This window comes from Kluyvera sp. 142486, from assembly GCF_046569695.1.
Taxonomy (GTDB): domain Bacteria; phylum Pseudomonadota; class Gammaproteobacteria; order Enterobacterales; family Enterobacteriaceae; genus Kluyvera.
Map to the genome: position 1 here is coordinate 15,867 of NZ_JBKHUI010000006.1, position 14,858 is coordinate 30,724.

A 14,858-nucleotide genomic window follows, 5' to 3' on the forward strand; every position below is an offset into this window, starting at 1 on the left:
CCTGAAGTTAATTAACGTTTTCCGCTGTGCAGCCAGAACGGCTCAACCGACAGTGCTTCATTGCGGAAATGTTCAATTTCAATGTGCTGGCGGGTTTCAATAGCGTGGCGCAGCCCCTGCCAGTTCGCCAACCAGCGGTCGGCCTGTTCGGTGTCGTAATAGCCAGCCAGCAGTTGGACGGTATTAATGTCACGCTTCAGACGCGGCAGTTGATCTGCGTAAGCATCGCCCAGCGGATAGGCAAAGACGGTGCGCAGTTCAGCGGCCTGACGAGACAGATGAATATCGGCAAAGCGTTTAAATGAGTCGGCCATTTTGGCCTCTGCTTTGGCGTCGAGGAACGGCTCCCAGCCGCGCAGCACCAACCATTCGGTGTAGGCAAGCTTCGTCAGCGCAGTTTCACGGCTGAACACTGCATCATGCGCGGACGCATCGCTCGCCATCAGCGCATCAACCTGAGTCAGACCATCTCGCAGTGCGGCGCTCGCCTTACGCGGCACAATACCGCCGAACAGCGTCAGGATATGGCGCACCAGCCCCTGCGCATTCAGCACTTCGACTTTTGCCTTTTTGTTGCCGCGCAGCCACAGCTCTTCATGGTACTGCCAGTGGGCAAGCGCTTTTTCCAACGCCGCTTCCAGCGCCTGGCCTACCGTCGCTTTTGGCGGCAGTGAGAGAATAGTCAGCGGTTTGATAACGCGGTCTTCATTCCCCTGCGCCAGATGATATCCGCGCGCGGCTTTGCTCAGGCTGCCCTGACGCAGCAGGCCGGTTTCCGCCAACTGTTTCGCCAGCGTCAGCACATCGGCGGTTTCACCGCTCAGCAGTTCAAGCTCCAGCTCGCAGATAGCTTCCTGATGCTCACCGGCTTTGACGTCGCCCAGATCCAGCGCAACTTCAATGCGGCTTTTCCCCTGCGCCACCACCCACTTCTCGCGGAAGAAATCGGTGCTGAACAGCGGCTGAACTTGCTCCGCCAGCCCTTGCGGCATCTCGCCGTTCGGCCAGACTTCCGCAGGCAGTTTGTCGAGCGCCAGTTCAGGGGTGCTGATATCAATATTATATTCCGGGCGCTGATGCAGCCCGCCCACGGTGCGCCCAGCGATTTTCATCGTCATCTCATAGCGACCGTTATCGCCCCGAATACGCAGCCCCATATCGTGGCGACGCAGCCAGTTATCGGCGGTTTCATAATAGATATTCAGCAGCTGAGCCGGTGGTGTGTGCTCGGCATTGAGGGTCTGAAGGTGGTTACGCAGCGTCTCGACGCCAGCGTTATCGACGATAAATTTTAATTCGATTTCTTGAGCCATGATTGAATTCTTGTGGTTTCGTTGCCCGGAAATACCTTTGCGGCGAACTTACAGGTATTCTTTTTGTCAGTAGATAGTATTTTGCGACAAATTGCCATGCAATGCGCAATTTGTCGGGCTAATCGCTGATGGCGTTTTTTCCTCCTGGAGGATTCTGATTGCCGCAGAATGCTTTGCGTCGTCAGACTGTTGCCACTACTATCGTTCCACTTTTATGACAAAAACGATGATCTAATGCCAAAATTACGCTTAATTGCCATTACTTTACTGACACTTACTGCTTCCACCATCGCGCACGCTGATGAAAAGCGCTACGTTTCTGACGAATTGAACACCTGGGTCCGCAGCGGCCCGGGTGATAACTACCGTCTGGCAGGTTCCCTGAACGCGGGCGAAGAAGTCACCCTGCTGCAGACTAACGACAACACCCAGTACGGCCAGGTGCGCGACAGCAACGGCCGCACCGCGTGGATCCCACTGAAAGAGCTGACCGCTACGCCAAGCCTGCGCATTCGCGTGCCGGATCTGGAAAATCAGGTCAAAACCCTGACCGATAAGCTCAATAATATCGACACCACCTGGAACCAGCGCACCGCAGAAATGCAGAAAAAGGTCGCCCAGAGCGATAGCGTGATTAATGGTTTAAAAAATGAAAACCAGAAGCTGAAAAACGAGCTTATCGTCGCGCAGAAAAAAGTGAACGCCGCCAACCTGCAACTGGATGACAAGCAGCGCACCATCATTATGCAGTGGTTTATGTACGGCGGCGGCGTGCTGGGTGTCGGCCTGCTTCTCGGCCTGGTGCTGCCGCACATCACCCCAAGCCGTAAGCGCAAAGATCGCTGGATGAACTAACCCCGATTCGCGTTCTCAGTGCTTCTTTCGTATCATCATCAAAGATAAGAGACGAGGAGAAGCGTGGCGTGAAGAGTTATCTGGTCGGTGGTGCTGTTCGGGACGGGTTGTTAGGGCTACCGGTCAAAGATAAAGATTGGGTGGTGGTCGGCGCCACGCCGCAGCAAATGCTCGACGCGGGCTACCAGCAGGTAGGCCGCGACTTTCCTGTTTTTCTCCACCCCGAAAGCCACGAAGAGTATGCGCTTGCCCGAACCGAGCGCAAATCAGGTTCGGGTTATACCGGCTTTACCTGCTATGCCGCACCGGACGTCACGCTGGAGCAGGATCTACTACGCCGCGATTTAACCGTCAACGCCCTGGCTCAGGATGCCGACGGCACGATTATTGACCCTTACGGCGGTAAGGCTGACCTTCAGCAGCGCATTCTGCGCCACGTTTCCCCTGCTTTCGGTGAAGACCCACTGCGCGTGCTGCGCGTGGCGCGCTTTGCCGCACGCTATGCGCACCTGAGTTTCCGTATTGCCGATGAAACCATGACGCTGATGCGCGAGATGACCGACGCCGGCGAACTCGCGCATCTCACGGCGGAGCGCGTGTGGAAAGAAACCGAAAATGCGCTCGGCACCCGCAACCCTCAAGTCTTCTTCCAGACGCTGCGTGACTGCGGCGCCCTGAAAGTTCTGTTCCCGGAAATTGATGCGCTGTATGGCGTACCTGCACCGGAAAAATGGCACCCGGAAATTGATACCGGCGTGCATACGTTGATGACCGTGACCATGGCGGCGATGCTGAGCCCGGAAATTGATGTTCGCTTTGCCACGCTGTGCCACGATTTAGGCAAAGGCCTTACGCCAAAAGAGTTCTGGCCGCGTCACCACGGCCACGGCCCGGCAGGCGTGAAGCTGGTTGAACAGCTTTGCCAGCGCCTGAAGGTGCCCAACGAGATGCGCGACCTGGCGAAGCTGGTTGCCGAGTTCCACGACCTCATCCATACCCTGCCGATCCTGCAGCCCAAAACCCTGGTGAAGCTGTTTGACTCCATCGACGCCTGGCGCAAGCCGCAGCGGGTAGAGCAGATTGCGCTGACCAGCGAGGCGGACGTACGCGGTCGCACCCACTTTGAAGCCTGCGACTATCCGCAGGGACGCCTGCTGCGTGAAGCCTGGCAGGTGGCGAAAGCGGTGGGCAACAAAGAGGTTATCGACGATGGTTTTAAAGGGCCGGAGATTCGAGAAGAGCTGACGCGCCGGCGAATTCAGGCGGTTGCGAACTGGAAGGAAAAACGTTGCCCTCAGCCCAAAGACTGAGGGCTCTTCATCAGAAGAAGACCACGTAAACCGCTGCTGCCACAACGAAGCGATAGATAGCGAACGGAATAAACGAAATCCGTTTAATCAACTGCAGGAAGGTTTTAATCGCCACCAGCGCAACCAGGAACGCCATCACAAAGCCTACCGCAAACATCGGGATGTCGGCGGCGCTCAGGAAGTGCCAGCTCTTATAGAGATCCAACACCGTCGCGCCCATCATCATCGGCACCGCCAGCAGGAACGAGAACTCAGAGGCCGCGTAGCGGCTTACGCCCATCAGCATACCGCCGGAAATCGTTGCCCCGGAGCGGGAGAAGCCAGGCCACAGCGCCAGGCACTGGAAGCAGCCAATCGCAAAGGCCTGACGATAGCTCATATCATCAATGCCCACCGCGCTTGGTTTTTTCGGTTTCAGCAGCTCAGCGGCGATTAACAGCAAGCCGCCCACGATCAGGGCGTACATCACGTTAACCGGGTTAAACAGCGATTTAATTTTATCGTGCAGCACTAATCCCAGTACCACCGCGGGGATCATGCCAAGCAGAATATGAATCAGCGATAAATGCCCGGAGCCTTCACCTTCGTGAACCGGTGGACGCCCGAAGTTGATACCAATCAGCCCAAACAGGCGACGCCAGAACATCACCACCACCGCCAGAATCGACCCCAGTTGGATGACAACTTCAAAGGTGTCCGCCGTTTCACCTTCAAACCCCAGCAGGTGGCCTACGATAATCATATGACCGGTACTGGATACGGGCAGAAACTCCGTCAGTCCTTCGACCACACCCAAAATTGCCGCGACCAGCAGCGAGTGTATATCGCTCATTAATAAACCCTTAAAAAGTAAACAATAAAATAAACCCGGCACTAAGACCGGTATAAATCACTTTGGTTTAAATAATATTACTGCTGATACTTTTATTTAAGATTATGGCCACGCTCAATGATAACGCCGACGTTCGCCGCACGGGCGACGGCCCCCGGTTTGCTCACTTTAATACGCACCCACGGGGAGTTGAATCGGGACATCAACAGCTCGGCCAGCTCTTCTGCTACGCGTTCAACCAGCGCAAAACGGCTGCCTTCGACATGCTTGACTACCGCTTCGCTGATATCCGCATAGCTCAGGCAGTCATCCACGTTGTCGCTGGCGGCTGCTTTACGGTTATCCCAGCCTAATTCGATATCGAACACCAGCTTCTGTTCGATGGTTTGTTCCCAGTCATAAACACCGATAGTGGTGATTACCGAAAGTTGCTCTATAAATACAATATCCATCACGACCTGCTTGGTTTTTAGGCTAAACCGGATACCACTCCCGGCGAATTATGCGTATTATCCACAGATGCAGAGAATACTTCGACATTTTCAAAATGGAACAGCGTTATGAGTGCAATCGAGCCTGGCATGATCCTTCTTGCCTACCTTTGCGGCTCAATTTCCAGCGCCATTCTGGTCTGCCGCATCGCGGGGTTACCCGATCCTCGCGCCAGTGGTTCCGGTAACCCCGGCGCCACTAATGTGTTACGCATCGGCGGAAAAGGCGCAGCCGCAGCCGTTCTGATTTTCGACGTCCTGAAAGGGATGCTGCCCGTTTGGGGCGCGTACGCCCTTGGCCTTTCTCCATTCTGGCTAGGTCTGGTGGCGATTGCCGCCTGTCTGGGCCATATCTGGCCGGTATTTTTCCATTTCCAGGGCGGTAAAGGCGTTGCCACTGCGTTTGGGGCGATTGCGCCAATCGGCTGGGATCTCACCGGCGTAATGGCTGGGACCTGGCTGCTGACCATTCTGCTGAGCGGCTATTCGTCGCTGGGAGCCATCGTCAGCGCGCTGGTCGCGCCGTTCTATGTCTGGTGGTTTAAACCTCAGTACACTTTCCCGGTATCAATGCTCTCATGTTTGATCCTGTTGCGTCATCATGACAATATTCAACGCCTGTGGCGACGTCAGGAAACAAAAATCTGGGCGCGTTTGAAAAAGCGTAAGCAGAAGAAAGAAGAAGAGTAGAAAGGGCAATCCCGGGGTCGGCTAAACGCCTCACCCGGACTACAGACCACGTAGGCCGGATAAGGCGTTTACGCCGCCATCCGGCATCTCTTACGCGGCTGGGAGTTCGGCCAGCGGCCAGCGCGGGCGAACGGTCACGCCCAGCGATTCATTCACGCCGGTTTTCAGACGCACCATCCCCGCATAGGCAATCATCGCGCCGTTATCGGTACAGAATTCCGGGCGCGCGTAGAACACTTCGCCGCGGCGTTTTTGCATCATTTCTGCCAGCTTCGCGCGCAGCGTACGGTTGGCGCTCACGCCGCCCGCCATCACCAGACGCTTGAAGCCGGTTTGATCCAGCGCGCGTTTGCACTTGATCATCAGCGTATCCACCACCGCATCTTCAAACGCGCGCGCGATATCGGCGCGAGTCTGATCGTCGGTACCGTTGTTACGAATGGTGTTAGCGGCGAAGGTTTTCAGGCCGGAGAAGCTGAAATCCAGACCCGGACGGTCGGTCATTGGACGAGGGAAGACAAAACGCCCTTCCGTGCCTTGCGAAGCCAGCTTCGACAGCATCGGGCCACCAGGGTAGTCCAGCCCGAGCAGTTTCGCAGTCTTATCAAAGGCTTCACCCGCCGCATCGTCAATCGATTCGCCGAGCAGCGTGTATTCACCAATGCCGGTAACGCTAATCAGCTGCGTATGGCCGCCGGAGACCAGCAGCGCCACAAACGGGTATTCAGGCGGATTATCTTCCAGCATAGGTGCCAGAAGGTGCCCTTCCATATGGTGTACCGGAATCGCCGGCACGTTCCAGGCAAACGCCAGCGAACGCCCCACGGTTGCGCCAACCAGCAGCGCACCCACCAGACCTGGGCCTGCGGTATAGGCAACGGCATCGATATCTTTCGCCGTCAGATTGGCCTCTTTTAAGGCTTCCTGAATCAGGGGCACCGTTTTACGCACGTGATCGCGCGAGGCCAGTTCAGGCACCACGCCGCCGTAGTCAGCATGCAATTTCACCTGACTATACAGTTGGTTGGCTAACAGACCTTTTTCATCATCATAAATTGCGATGCCGGTTTCATCGCAGGATGTTTCAATACCCAGTACACGCATGGCTATATTTACCTCGTTTCAATACCGCGCAGTTTAGGTTTTCTAACCCGGCTTGTAAAACATTGTTCGCCCCAGGAAGCTGCCTCGTGTATACTCCTCACCCTTAAAAAGTTCATTTCAAAAAAGGCTCCGGTGCTTTACAAAGCAGCAGTAGTTGCAGTAAAATTCCGCACCATTTTGAAATAAGCTGGCGCTGATGCCAGCAGCAAACCGAATTAATCAAAGGTGAGAGGCACATGCCGGTAATTAAAGTACGTGAAAACGAGCCGTTCGACGTAGCTCTGCGTCGCTTCAAGCGTTCCTGCGAAAAAGCAGGTGTTCTGGCGGAAGTTCGTCGTCGTGAGTTCTATGAAAAACCGACTACCGAACGTAAGCGCGCTAAAGCTTCTGCAGTGAAACGTCACGCGAAGAAACTGGCTCGCGAAAACGCACGCCGTACTCGTCTGTACTAATCTCTTGAGAGCATCGGCTCTCAATTGTCAGACCGAGTTGTAGTTGCAAGGCCGTGCTTCCGAAAGGAATGCGCGGCTTGTTTTCGTTTATAAATCAGCATTTACACAAAATCATTCATACTGTATCAAGGCGGCAAGCGAGTGAATCCCCGGAGCTTACATAAGTAAGTGACAGAGGTGAACGAACGTAGCCAGCGTAGAGACAGTTTGAAGGATGAAGTGTAAATAAACGGGGCTTATGGCTGGACGAATCCCACGCGTATTCATCAATGACCTGCTGGCACGCACCGACATCATCGATCTGATTGATGCCCGGGTGAAGCTGAAAAAGCAGGGCAAGAATTACCATGCGTGCTGTCCGTTCCATAACGAGAAAACCCCCTCTTTCACCGTGAACGGTGATAAGCAGTTTTACCACTGCTTCGGCTGCGGCGCGCACGGTAACGCCATCGACTTTTTAATGAACTACGACAAGCTCGAGTTCGTTGAAACCGTTGAAGAACTGGCGGCCATGCACAATCTTGAAGTGCCGTATGAAGCCGGAACAGGCCTGAGCCAGATAGAACGTCATCAACGACAGAATCTCTATCAACTCATGGAAGGATTAAATGATTTTTATCAGCAATCCTTCACGCAACCCATCGCCGAGCCTGCACGCCAGTACCTGGAGCAACGTGGCCTTAGCGCCGAAATTGTCCAGCGTTTTGCTATTGGCTTTGCGCCCCCAGGCTGGGATAACGCCTTAAAACGTTTCGGCGGTAATGTCGACAACAGAAAGCTGCTGCTCGATGCCGGAATGCTGGTCAACAACGACCAGGGAAGAACGTACGACCGTTTCCGCAATCGCGTGATGTTCCCGATTCGCGACAAACGAGGCCGGGTGATTGGATTTGGTGGTCGCGTATTAGGTAACGATACGCCGAAATACCTTAACTCCCCGGAAACCGATATTTTCCATAAGGGTCGTCAGCTTTATGGCCTTTATGAAGCCCAGCAGCATAGCGCGGAACCCCAGCGCCTGCTGGTTGTCGAAGGTTATATGGATGTCGTTGCCCTCGCGCAATACGGTATTAACTACGCCGTCGCGTCTTTGGGTACATCGACCACGGCCGACCACATCCATATGCTGTTCCGTGCGACAAATAACGTGATTTGCTGTTACGACGGCGACCGCGCCGGGCGCGATGCCGCATGGCGTGCGCTGGAAACGGCCATGCCTTACATGACCGACGGTCGTCAGCTACGCTTTATGTTCCTGCCAGACGGTGAAGACCCGGATACGCTGGTACGTAAAGAAGGCAAAGAGGCTTTTGAAGCCCGGATGGAGCATGCACAACCGCTCTCCGTGTTCTTATTCAACAGTCTCTTACCGCAGGTTGACCTGAGTACGCCAGACGGCAGCACCCAGCTCGCAGCGCTGGCGCTACCGTTAATCAGCCAGGTACCTGGCGATGCGCACCGTATTCAGCTGCGTCAGACGCTGGGTCTGAAGCTCGGTATTTTTGATGATGCGCAGCTTGATCGTTTAATGCCGAAACAGGCAGAAAGTGGTGTTGTACGCCCGACCCAGCAGATAAAACAGACGCCTATGCGTATACTGATAGGACTGCTGGTGCAAAACCCAAATCTGGCACCACTTGTCCCCCCAATGCATGGGGTGAGTCAGACGAAGCTACCAGGGCTCAACCTGTTCACCGAGCTCGTAAGTCTATGCGTTGCGCAGCCGGGCCTGACAACGGGTCAGCTATTAGAGAATTATCGTGGCACAAGTGAATACTCAACACTTGAAAAACTCTCAGCCTGGAACGATATAAAGGATGAGAACGTTGAAAAAATGTTCACCGATACGCTCAACCGAATTTTTGATTCAATGCTTGAACAGCGACAGGAAGAGTTGATAGCTCGCGATCGCACGCACGGTTTAAGCAGTGAAGAACGCAGGGAGTTCTGGGAAATCAGACAGGCCCTGGAAAAAAAATGAATTCAACGGCTTAAGTGCCGAATACCGATCGGGAAGCCCCCGACAGCCGCTCGAGGCGCAGCGGCACTAATATAAGTACGCCCTCGCTTTAAATGTCGGCGGTTCGTTCGCCGACCGACACCAATCAAATGAATTAAGTGTGGATACCGTCTTATGGAGCAAAACCCGCAGTCACAGCTCAAGCTTCTTGTCCAGCGTGGTAAGGAGCAAGGCTATCTGACCTATGCCGAGGTCAATGACCATCTGCCGGAAGATATCGTCGATTCAGATCAGATCGAAGACATCATCCAAATGATCAACGACATGGGCATTCAGGTGATGGAAGAAGCGCCGGATGCCGATGATCTGTTGCTGGCTGAAACCTCCAACAACACTGATGAAGACGCAGAAGAAGCGGCTGCACAGGTTCTGTCCAGCGTGGAATCTGAAATCGGGCGTACCACCGACCCGGTGCGCATGTACATGCGCGAAATGGGCACGGTAGAACTGCTGACCCGTGAAGGCGAAATCGACATCGCTAAGCGCATCGAAGACGGGATCAACCAGGTTCAGTGTTCCGTTGCCGAATACCCAGAAGCCATTACCTACCTGTTGGAACAATACGATCGCGTTGAAGCTGAAGAAGCGCGTCTGTCTGACCTGATCACCGGTTTCGTTGACCCGAACGCTGAAGAAGATATGGCGCCTACCGCCACTCACGTCGGTTCCGAACTGTCTCAGGAAGAGATGGATGACGACGATGAAGACGAAGACGAAGACAGCGATGACAGCAGCGACGATGACAACAGCATCGACCCTGAGCTGGCACGTGAGAAATTTGGCGAGCTGCGTACTCAGTACGAGATCACTCGCGACACGATCAAAGCAAAAGGCCGTAGCCACGCCAGCGCTCAGGAAGAGATCCTGAAGCTGTCTGAAGTATTCAAGCAGTTCCGTCTGGTACCGAAGCAGTTCGACTACCTGGTAAACAGCATGCGTACCATGATGGACCGCGTGCGTACCCAGGAACGTATCATCATGAAGATGTGCGTTGAACAGTGCAAAATGCCGAAGAAAAACTTCATCACTCTGTTCACCGGCAACGAAACCAGCGAAACCTGGTTCAACGCGGCTATCGCGATGAACAAGCCGTGGTCTGAAAAGCTGCACGACGTGAAAGAAGACGTTATGCGTAGCCTGCAGAAGCTGCAGCAGATTGAAGAAGAGACCGGCCTGACCATCGAGCAGGTTAAAGATATCAACCGTCGTATGTCCATCGGTGAAGCGAAAGCCCGCCGTGCGAAGAAAGAGATGGTTGAAGCAAACTTACGTCTGGTTATTTCTATCGCCAAGAAATACACCAACCGTGGTCTGCAGTTCCTTGACCTGATTCAGGAAGGCAACATTGGCCTGATGAAAGCGGTAGATAAGTTTGAATACCGTCGCGGCTACAAGTTCTCCACCTACGCTACCTGGTGGATCCGTCAGGCTATCACCCGTTCTATCGCAGACCAGGCGCGCACCATCCGTATTCCGGTGCATATGATTGAGACTATCAACAAGCTCAACCGTATCTCCCGCCAGATGCTGCAAGAGATGGGTCGTGAGCCGACGCCGGAAGAGCTGGCCGAGCGTATGCTGATGCCAGAAGATAAGATCCGTAAGGTGCTGAAAATCGCCAAAGAGCCAATCTCCATGGAAACGCCAATCGGCGACGATGAAGATTCGCATCTGGGTGATTTCATCGAGGATACTACCCTCGAGCTGCCGCTGGACTCTGCGACCACCGAGAGCCTGCGCGCTGCCACCCACGACGTTCTGGCTGGCCTGACCGCCCGTGAAGCGAAAGTCCTGCGTATGCGTTTCGGTATCGATATGAACACCGACCACACGCTGGAAGAAGTGGGTAAACAGTTCGACGTTACCCGCGAACGTATCCGTCAGATCGAAGCGAAGGCGCTGCGTAAACTGCGCCACCCAAGCCGTTCTGAAGTGCTGCGTAGCTTCCTGGACGATTAATCGCCCGGTAAAAAACGTAAAAAGCTCCCTGATGGGAGCTTTTTTTTGCCTGTTATTCTGCGCATTCCCGGCGGCGCTGCGCTTGGCCGGGCTACAGGCCGGAGTAGCCCCGTAGGCTGGATAAGGCGTTTACGCCACCATCCGGCAATTTGCACATATACTGCCGGATGGCGCTTCGCTTATCCGGCCTACAGGCCGCGCGCCTTCAACGCCACGTCCAGTTCCTGATACGCCTCTACCAGCTTATCCAGCGTAATCCGGCTCAGCCCACTCGGGTTCGGCAGCACCCACACCTCGGTATCACCAATCATGTACGTCTGCTTGCCCCACGTCGCCCTGTGCTGCCCTAAGCCGCGTTCAAAGGCCTGTTTACCGAGCACCGCCAGTGCTGCTGGCTTGTAATGCTCAACCTTCTCAATCAACTCCTGCCCGCCGCTGCGCAACTCCTGCAAGGTGACCTCACTCGCCTGCACCGTCGGGCGCTCAACCAGCTTGGTCACGCCACAGCGGAATGCCAGCATCTGCTCCGCCTCTTCCGGCTTCAACTGGTGTTCGGTAAACCCCGCAAGATGCAGCACCTTCCAGAAACGGTTTGCCGGATGGGCAAAGGGATAACCCAGAGAAGAAGATGACAGCCCCGGGTTGATGCCGCAGAACAGCACCCGCAGCCCCGAATCAATAATATCCTTAACCATAATTTTCTCGGCCAATACATCGTGAGATCAGTATAACGAATTGAAAATGCATTGTTTATAAAAACAGCATGTGCGCGCTTAACGCTGGATTGGCGCCCGTTGTTACTTTATAATCGTCCGCTACCTGGCCCCTTAGCTCAGTGGTTAGAGCAGGCGACTCATAATCGCTTGGTCGTTGGTTCAAACCCAACAGGGGCCACCAGATATGAAAGGAGTTAGATGAGTAATCATCTAACTCCTTTTTCTTTGGGTGCAAATCGGCTCGCTGTCTTGCTAGCATCGTTTAGTGGCACTAGAATCACAACGTAACCAACGAGACGCCATCATGACAAAAAAAAGATCACATACTAAGGTCACGAAAACGCAGCTTTTCCGCACCGTTGCCAGCTCCACAGCAATTGAAACCGGCGTGTCTGTGGAGAAAATTGAGCTGCAGCTTAAGCGCTTTCAGGCACAGGCCAAAGCCGTTGGCCTGGCGCGTTAATCAGGAAGAATATCGCTAACCAGCCAGATCATGGGGGCAAAGTTACCCGATACACCGGCCTGAATCGCCTTGAAGTAAAATGCTTTATGCTCATCCCATAAGCTGTAATCCAGCACACCGACCTCCGCCTGTACCGCCAGAACATCAAAAAGTAAGCGCGATAAACGTCCGTTACCTTCCCGAAAAGGATGAATCAAGATAAATTCCACATGGCATTCCGCCAGAAAACTAGCCAACTCAACGCGAGAAAGTGTGTTTAGTTCCGTGAAGCGGGAAAGGTATTGTTTTTCAAACTCCGTAATCAGCTGCGGGATTCTGTCCGCAGCGGCAAAATGAAACCCATCTTTAGCCAGGTTAGCATTACGGAGCTTTCCAGCCCAATCGTAGACATTACCTAGCCATTTGCGATGCCACTCGCGAATATGCGCAAAACTCAACGTTGCAGGTAGCCGCTGGCTGATAAATAGCTGCTCATACAACATGAGCAACAGCCCTGACTCCAGCGCATCCATTTCAGCAGCATCAATAATCTCCAGCTTATTCGCTAACACTAAATCACCCGAACCAGGCTGAAAACGTTCTTCTACTGAATTAAGCTCATATTTTGGCAAGCAAGACCTCCGCCCAAACTATGTCACCGTATTGCGCCTATTCTGTCATGGATAGTTGCTGTCTCAGCTGAATTTTGGTCAGATTGCGAGCTTTGCTGGCAAAAGGACCGCCGAAAAATCGTCGGTCCTTTTACTTTTTCACGCTAAATCAATCACCCCGCCTCAATCGCCTGCCGGATCTGTTGCAACGCCGCCGGATCGTCGAGCGTGGTCAAATCCCCCGGATCGCGCCCTTCACAAATCGCCTGAATCGTGCGGCGCAGCATCTTGCCGGATCGCGTTTTCGGTAGCTGCGAGACAAACCAGACGTTCGCCGGGCGGCCAAAGTTGCCAATCTGGCTGTCCACCAGCGCCATGATCGCCTCCTTCTCGGTATGGGCGACCTCGCGATCGTCCAGGCTGTCGCTCTGTTTGGGGATCACAAACGCTACGGCCACCTGCCCTTTTAACGCATCCTTGACGCCCACCACCGCCACTTCCGCGACGTTCGGATAGCTGGAGATACTCTCTTCGATTTCGCGTGTGCCAAGACGGTGCCCGGCAACGTTAATCACATCATCGGTACGGCCGAGAATGAAGTAATAACCGTCGGCATCGCGGATACCCCAATCGAAGGTGGCGTAAACCTGGCGGGAAAACAGCGACCAGTAGGTTTTGACGAAACGCTCGTCATCGCCCCAGATAGTCTGAATGCAGCCCGGCGGCAGCGGCCCGTCTATCACCAGCATCCCCTTCTCGTTTGCCGCACAAGGTTCACCGGTGACTTCGTTAAGCAACTGGACGTTATAGCCGTACATCGGCACGCCGGGGCTGCCGAGGCGCGATGGTCGGTCGTCCAGCGCACGGGCAATCGCCATAATCGGCCACCCGGATTCGGTCTGCCAGTAGTTGTCGATAACCGGCACGCCCAGCGCCTCGGTTACCCACGCGGCGGTCGTTTCGTCGAGCGGTTCGCCCGCCAGGTAGAGCGCCTCCAGCGAGGAGAGATCGTGATGGCGAATCTGCGCGGTCGGGAACTTCTTCAGCACGCGGATGGCAGTTGGCGCCGAGAACATGCGGTTGACCTGGTATTTCTCGACGATTTTCCACCACACGCTGCAGTCGGGATAAACCGGCAACCCTTCGTAGACAATGGTCGCCATGCCCGCCAGAAGCGGTGCGTAGACAATATAGGAGTGCCCAACTACCCAGCCGATATCCGAAGCGCAGAAGAATACGCCGCCCGCCTTGCCGCCGAAAATGGTGTCCATTGAGGTCGCCAGCGCCACCGCGTAGCCGCCCACGTCGCGCTGAACCCCTTTCGGTTTACCGGTAGTGCCGGAGGTGTAGAGAATGCAGGAGGTCTCATTCGACTCAAGCCAGGCCACCGGCACTCGCGCCCCTCCATGCTGCTGGCGCAGCGTGGCGAAATCGAGATCGCGCCCGGAGACGCGCGCCATTTTCGCCAGCCCGCGGTCCACCAGCAGCACATGGCGTGGCTGGTGCTGCGCCTGGTCGATGGCATCATCAAGCAGCTTTTTGTACGGCATGATTTTGCCGCCGCGCGCGCCCGCATCTGCCGATACAATCAGTACCGGCCTGGCATCATCAATGCGTGCCGCCACGCTATGCGAGGCAAAGCCGCCAAACACCACCGAGTGGATCGCGCCAATGCGCGCGCAGGCCAGCAGCGTAATCTGCGCCTCCGCGATCATCGGCATATAGACCAGCACCCGGTCGCCGCGCTGCACCCCCAGCGACAGCAGCATGGAGGCTACCGCGTTCACTTCGTCATACAGCTGGCGAAAAGTAAAGGTACGCTCCTCTTCGGTCTCTGAGGAGACGGCAATCAGCGCCAGCGCGTCCGGCTGTTTGTCCAGCCAGCGGTCGATGGCGTTGTGGCACAGATTGGTGGTGCCGCTGCAAAACCAACGGGCAAATGGCGGATGGCTACTATCCAGCGTCTGGGTAAAGGGCCTCTGCCAGTCGATACGCTGGGCCTGTTCGGCCCAGAAGGTCTCCGGCTCGGTAATGGAACGCTGATAAAACTCGCTAAAAGACAT

The 14,858-nt window shown here is 54.8% G+C and carries 14 protein-coding genes and 1 tRNA gene; 8 read left to right on the top strand and 7 right to left on the bottom strand.

Annotation, left to right across the window (positions count from 1 at the left end):
- Positions 1–11: 11 nt before the first annotated feature.
- A complete protein-coding gene (locus ACLGE8_RS08470) occupies positions 12–1,313 on the bottom strand; it encodes an inorganic triphosphatase (RefSeq protein ID WP_410997886.1) in 1,302 nt (433 codons plus the stop codon).
- A gap of 234 nt (positions 1,314–1,547) precedes the next feature.
- On the opposite strand from ACLGE8_RS08470, the gene ACLGE8_RS08475 reads away from it, so the two are divergent.
- Both ACLGE8_RS08475 and ACLGE8_RS08480 read left to right on the top strand, forming a co-directional pair.
- A complete protein-coding gene (locus tag ACLGE8_RS08475) occupies positions 1,548–2,168 on the top strand; it encodes a TIGR04211 family SH3 domain-containing protein (protein WP_410997887.1) in 621 nt (206 codons plus the stop codon).
- 68 nt (positions 2,169–2,236) lie between these two features.
- Positions 2,237–3,478, top strand: a complete 1,242-nt coding sequence (locus ACLGE8_RS08480; protein ID WP_410997889.1) for a multifunctional CCA addition/repair protein — start codon at positions 2,237–2,239, stop codon at positions 3,476–3,478.
- Between the two features lie 10 nt (positions 3,479–3,488).
- Here the strand turns inward: ACLGE8_RS08480 and bacA are convergent, their stop codons facing one another.
- A complete protein-coding gene (gene bacA, locus ACLGE8_RS08485; RefSeq protein ID WP_410997891.1) occupies positions 3,489–4,310 on the bottom strand; it encodes an undecaprenyl-diphosphate phosphatase in 822 nt (273 codons plus the stop codon).
- Positions 4,311–4,402: 92 nt separating this feature from the next.
- Entirely contained in the window at positions 4,403–4,762 is a 360-nt protein-coding gene (gene folB / locus ACLGE8_RS08490) for a bifunctional dihydroneopterin aldolase/7,8-dihydroneopterin epimerase (protein WP_410997893.1), read from the bottom strand.
- A gap of 108 nt (positions 4,763–4,870) precedes the next feature.
- Here folB and plsY point away from each other — a divergent pair, with 108 nt between their 5' ends.
- Positions 4,871–5,491 carry a glycerol-3-phosphate 1-O-acyltransferase PlsY gene (gene plsY, locus ACLGE8_RS08495; protein ID WP_333496171.1) on the top strand — a complete coding sequence of 207 codons (621 nt, stop codon included), beginning with the start codon at positions 4,871–4,873 and terminating at the stop codon, positions 5,489–5,491.
- A 90-nt stretch (positions 5,492–5,581) separates the two neighbouring features.
- On the opposite strand, the gene tsaD is transcribed toward plsY, so the two are convergent.
- Entirely contained in the window at positions 5,582–6,595 is a 1,014-nt protein-coding gene (gene tsaD, locus ACLGE8_RS08500; protein ID WP_410997895.1) for a tRNA (adenosine(37)-N6)-threonylcarbamoyltransferase complex transferase subunit TsaD, read from the bottom strand.
- 236 nt (positions 6,596–6,831) lie between these two features.
- On the opposite strand from tsaD, the gene rpsU reads away from it, so the two are divergent.
- The 3 genes from rpsU (at position 6,832) to rpoD (ending at position 11,026) form a co-directional block, all read left to right on the top strand.
- On the top strand, positions 6,832–7,047 hold the full coding sequence (gene rpsU / locus ACLGE8_RS08505) for a 30S ribosomal protein S21 (protein WP_001144069.1): 216 nt from the start codon (positions 6,832–6,834) through the stop codon (positions 7,045–7,047).
- A 238-nt stretch (positions 7,048–7,285) separates the two neighbouring features.
- Positions 7,286–9,028, top strand: a complete 1,743-nt coding sequence (gene dnaG / locus ACLGE8_RS08510) for a DNA primase (protein ID WP_185668406.1) — start codon at positions 7,286–7,288, stop codon at positions 9,026–9,028.
- A 153-nt stretch (positions 9,029–9,181) separates the two neighbouring features.
- Positions 9,182–11,026: an RNA polymerase sigma factor RpoD gene (rpoD, locus tag ACLGE8_RS08515; protein ID WP_185668407.1), complete on the top strand. Its 1,845-nt coding sequence runs from the start codon at positions 9,182–9,184 to the stop codon at positions 11,024–11,026.
- 188 nt (positions 11,027–11,214) lie between these two features.
- On the opposite strand, the gene mug is transcribed toward rpoD, so the two are convergent.
- Complete coding sequence (mug, locus tag ACLGE8_RS08520) at positions 11,215–11,721, bottom strand: G/U mismatch-specific DNA glycosylase (RefSeq protein ID WP_410997898.1); 507 nt, start codon at positions 11,719–11,721, stop codon at positions 11,215–11,217.
- 126 nt (positions 11,722–11,847) lie between these two features.
- Here mug and ACLGE8_RS08525 point away from each other — a divergent pair.
- Both ACLGE8_RS08525 and ACLGE8_RS08530 read left to right on the top strand, forming a co-directional pair.
- Positions 11,848–11,923 (top strand) — tRNA-Ile (locus ACLGE8_RS08525).
- 123 nt (positions 11,924–12,046) lie between these two features.
- Entirely contained in the window at positions 12,047–12,205 is a 159-nt protein-coding gene (locus ACLGE8_RS08530) for a hypothetical protein (RefSeq protein ID WP_410997900.1), read from the top strand.
- Here ACLGE8_RS08530 and ACLGE8_RS08535 read toward each other — a convergent pair.
- Entirely contained in the window at positions 12,202–12,816 is a 615-nt protein-coding gene (locus ACLGE8_RS08535; protein ID WP_410997902.1) for a Fic/DOC family protein, read from the bottom strand. The two genes, ACLGE8_RS08530 and ACLGE8_RS08535, sit on opposite strands and share 4 nt — an antisense overlap.
- A gap of 152 nt (positions 12,817–12,968) precedes the next feature.
- On the bottom strand, positions 12,969–14,858 hold the full coding sequence (gene prpE, locus ACLGE8_RS08540; protein ID WP_410997904.1) for a propionate--CoA ligase: 1,890 nt from the start codon (positions 14,856–14,858) through the stop codon (positions 12,969–12,971).

Excerpts from the sequence above, each read along its gene's own strand:
- ACLGE8_RS08470 (WP_410997886.1), bottom strand. The coding sequence starts at position 1,313 with ATGGCTCAAGAAATCGAATTAAAATTTATCGTCGATAACGCTGGCGTC.
- ACLGE8_RS08475 (WP_410997887.1), top strand. The coding sequence starts at position 1,548 with ATGCCAAAATTACGCTTAATTGCCATTACTTTACTGACACTTACTGCT.
- bacA (WP_410997891.1), bottom strand. The coding sequence starts at position 4,310 with ATGAGCGATATACACTCGCTGCTGGTCGCGGCAATTTTGGGTGTGGTC.
- folB (WP_410997893.1), bottom strand. The coding sequence starts at position 4,762 with ATGGATATTGTATTTATAGAGCAACTTTCGGTAATCACCACTATCGGT.
- plsY (WP_333496171.1), top strand. The coding sequence starts at position 4,871 with ATGAGTGCAATCGAGCCTGGCATGATCCTTCTTGCCTACCTTTGCGGC.
- tsaD (WP_410997895.1), bottom strand. The coding sequence starts at position 6,595 with ATGCGTGTACTGGGTATTGAAACATCCTGCGATGAAACCGGCATCGCA.
- rpsU (WP_001144069.1), top strand. The coding sequence starts at position 6,832 with ATGCCGGTAATTAAAGTACGTGAAAACGAGCCGTTCGACGTAGCTCTG.
- dnaG (WP_185668406.1), top strand. The coding sequence starts at position 7,286 with ATGGCTGGACGAATCCCACGCGTATTCATCAATGACCTGCTGGCACGC.
- rpoD (WP_185668407.1), top strand. The coding sequence starts at position 9,182 with ATGGAGCAAAACCCGCAGTCACAGCTCAAGCTTCTTGTCCAGCGTGGT.
- mug (WP_410997898.1), bottom strand. The coding sequence starts at position 11,721 with ATGGTTAAGGATATTATTGATTCGGGGCTGCGGGTGCTGTTCTGCGGC.
- ACLGE8_RS08530 (WP_410997900.1), top strand. The coding sequence starts at position 12,047 with ATGACAAAAAAAAGATCACATACTAAGGTCACGAAAACGCAGCTTTTC.
- prpE (WP_410997904.1), bottom strand. The coding sequence starts at position 14,858 with ATGTCTTTTAGCGAGTTTTATCAGCGTTCCATTACCGAGCCGGAGACC.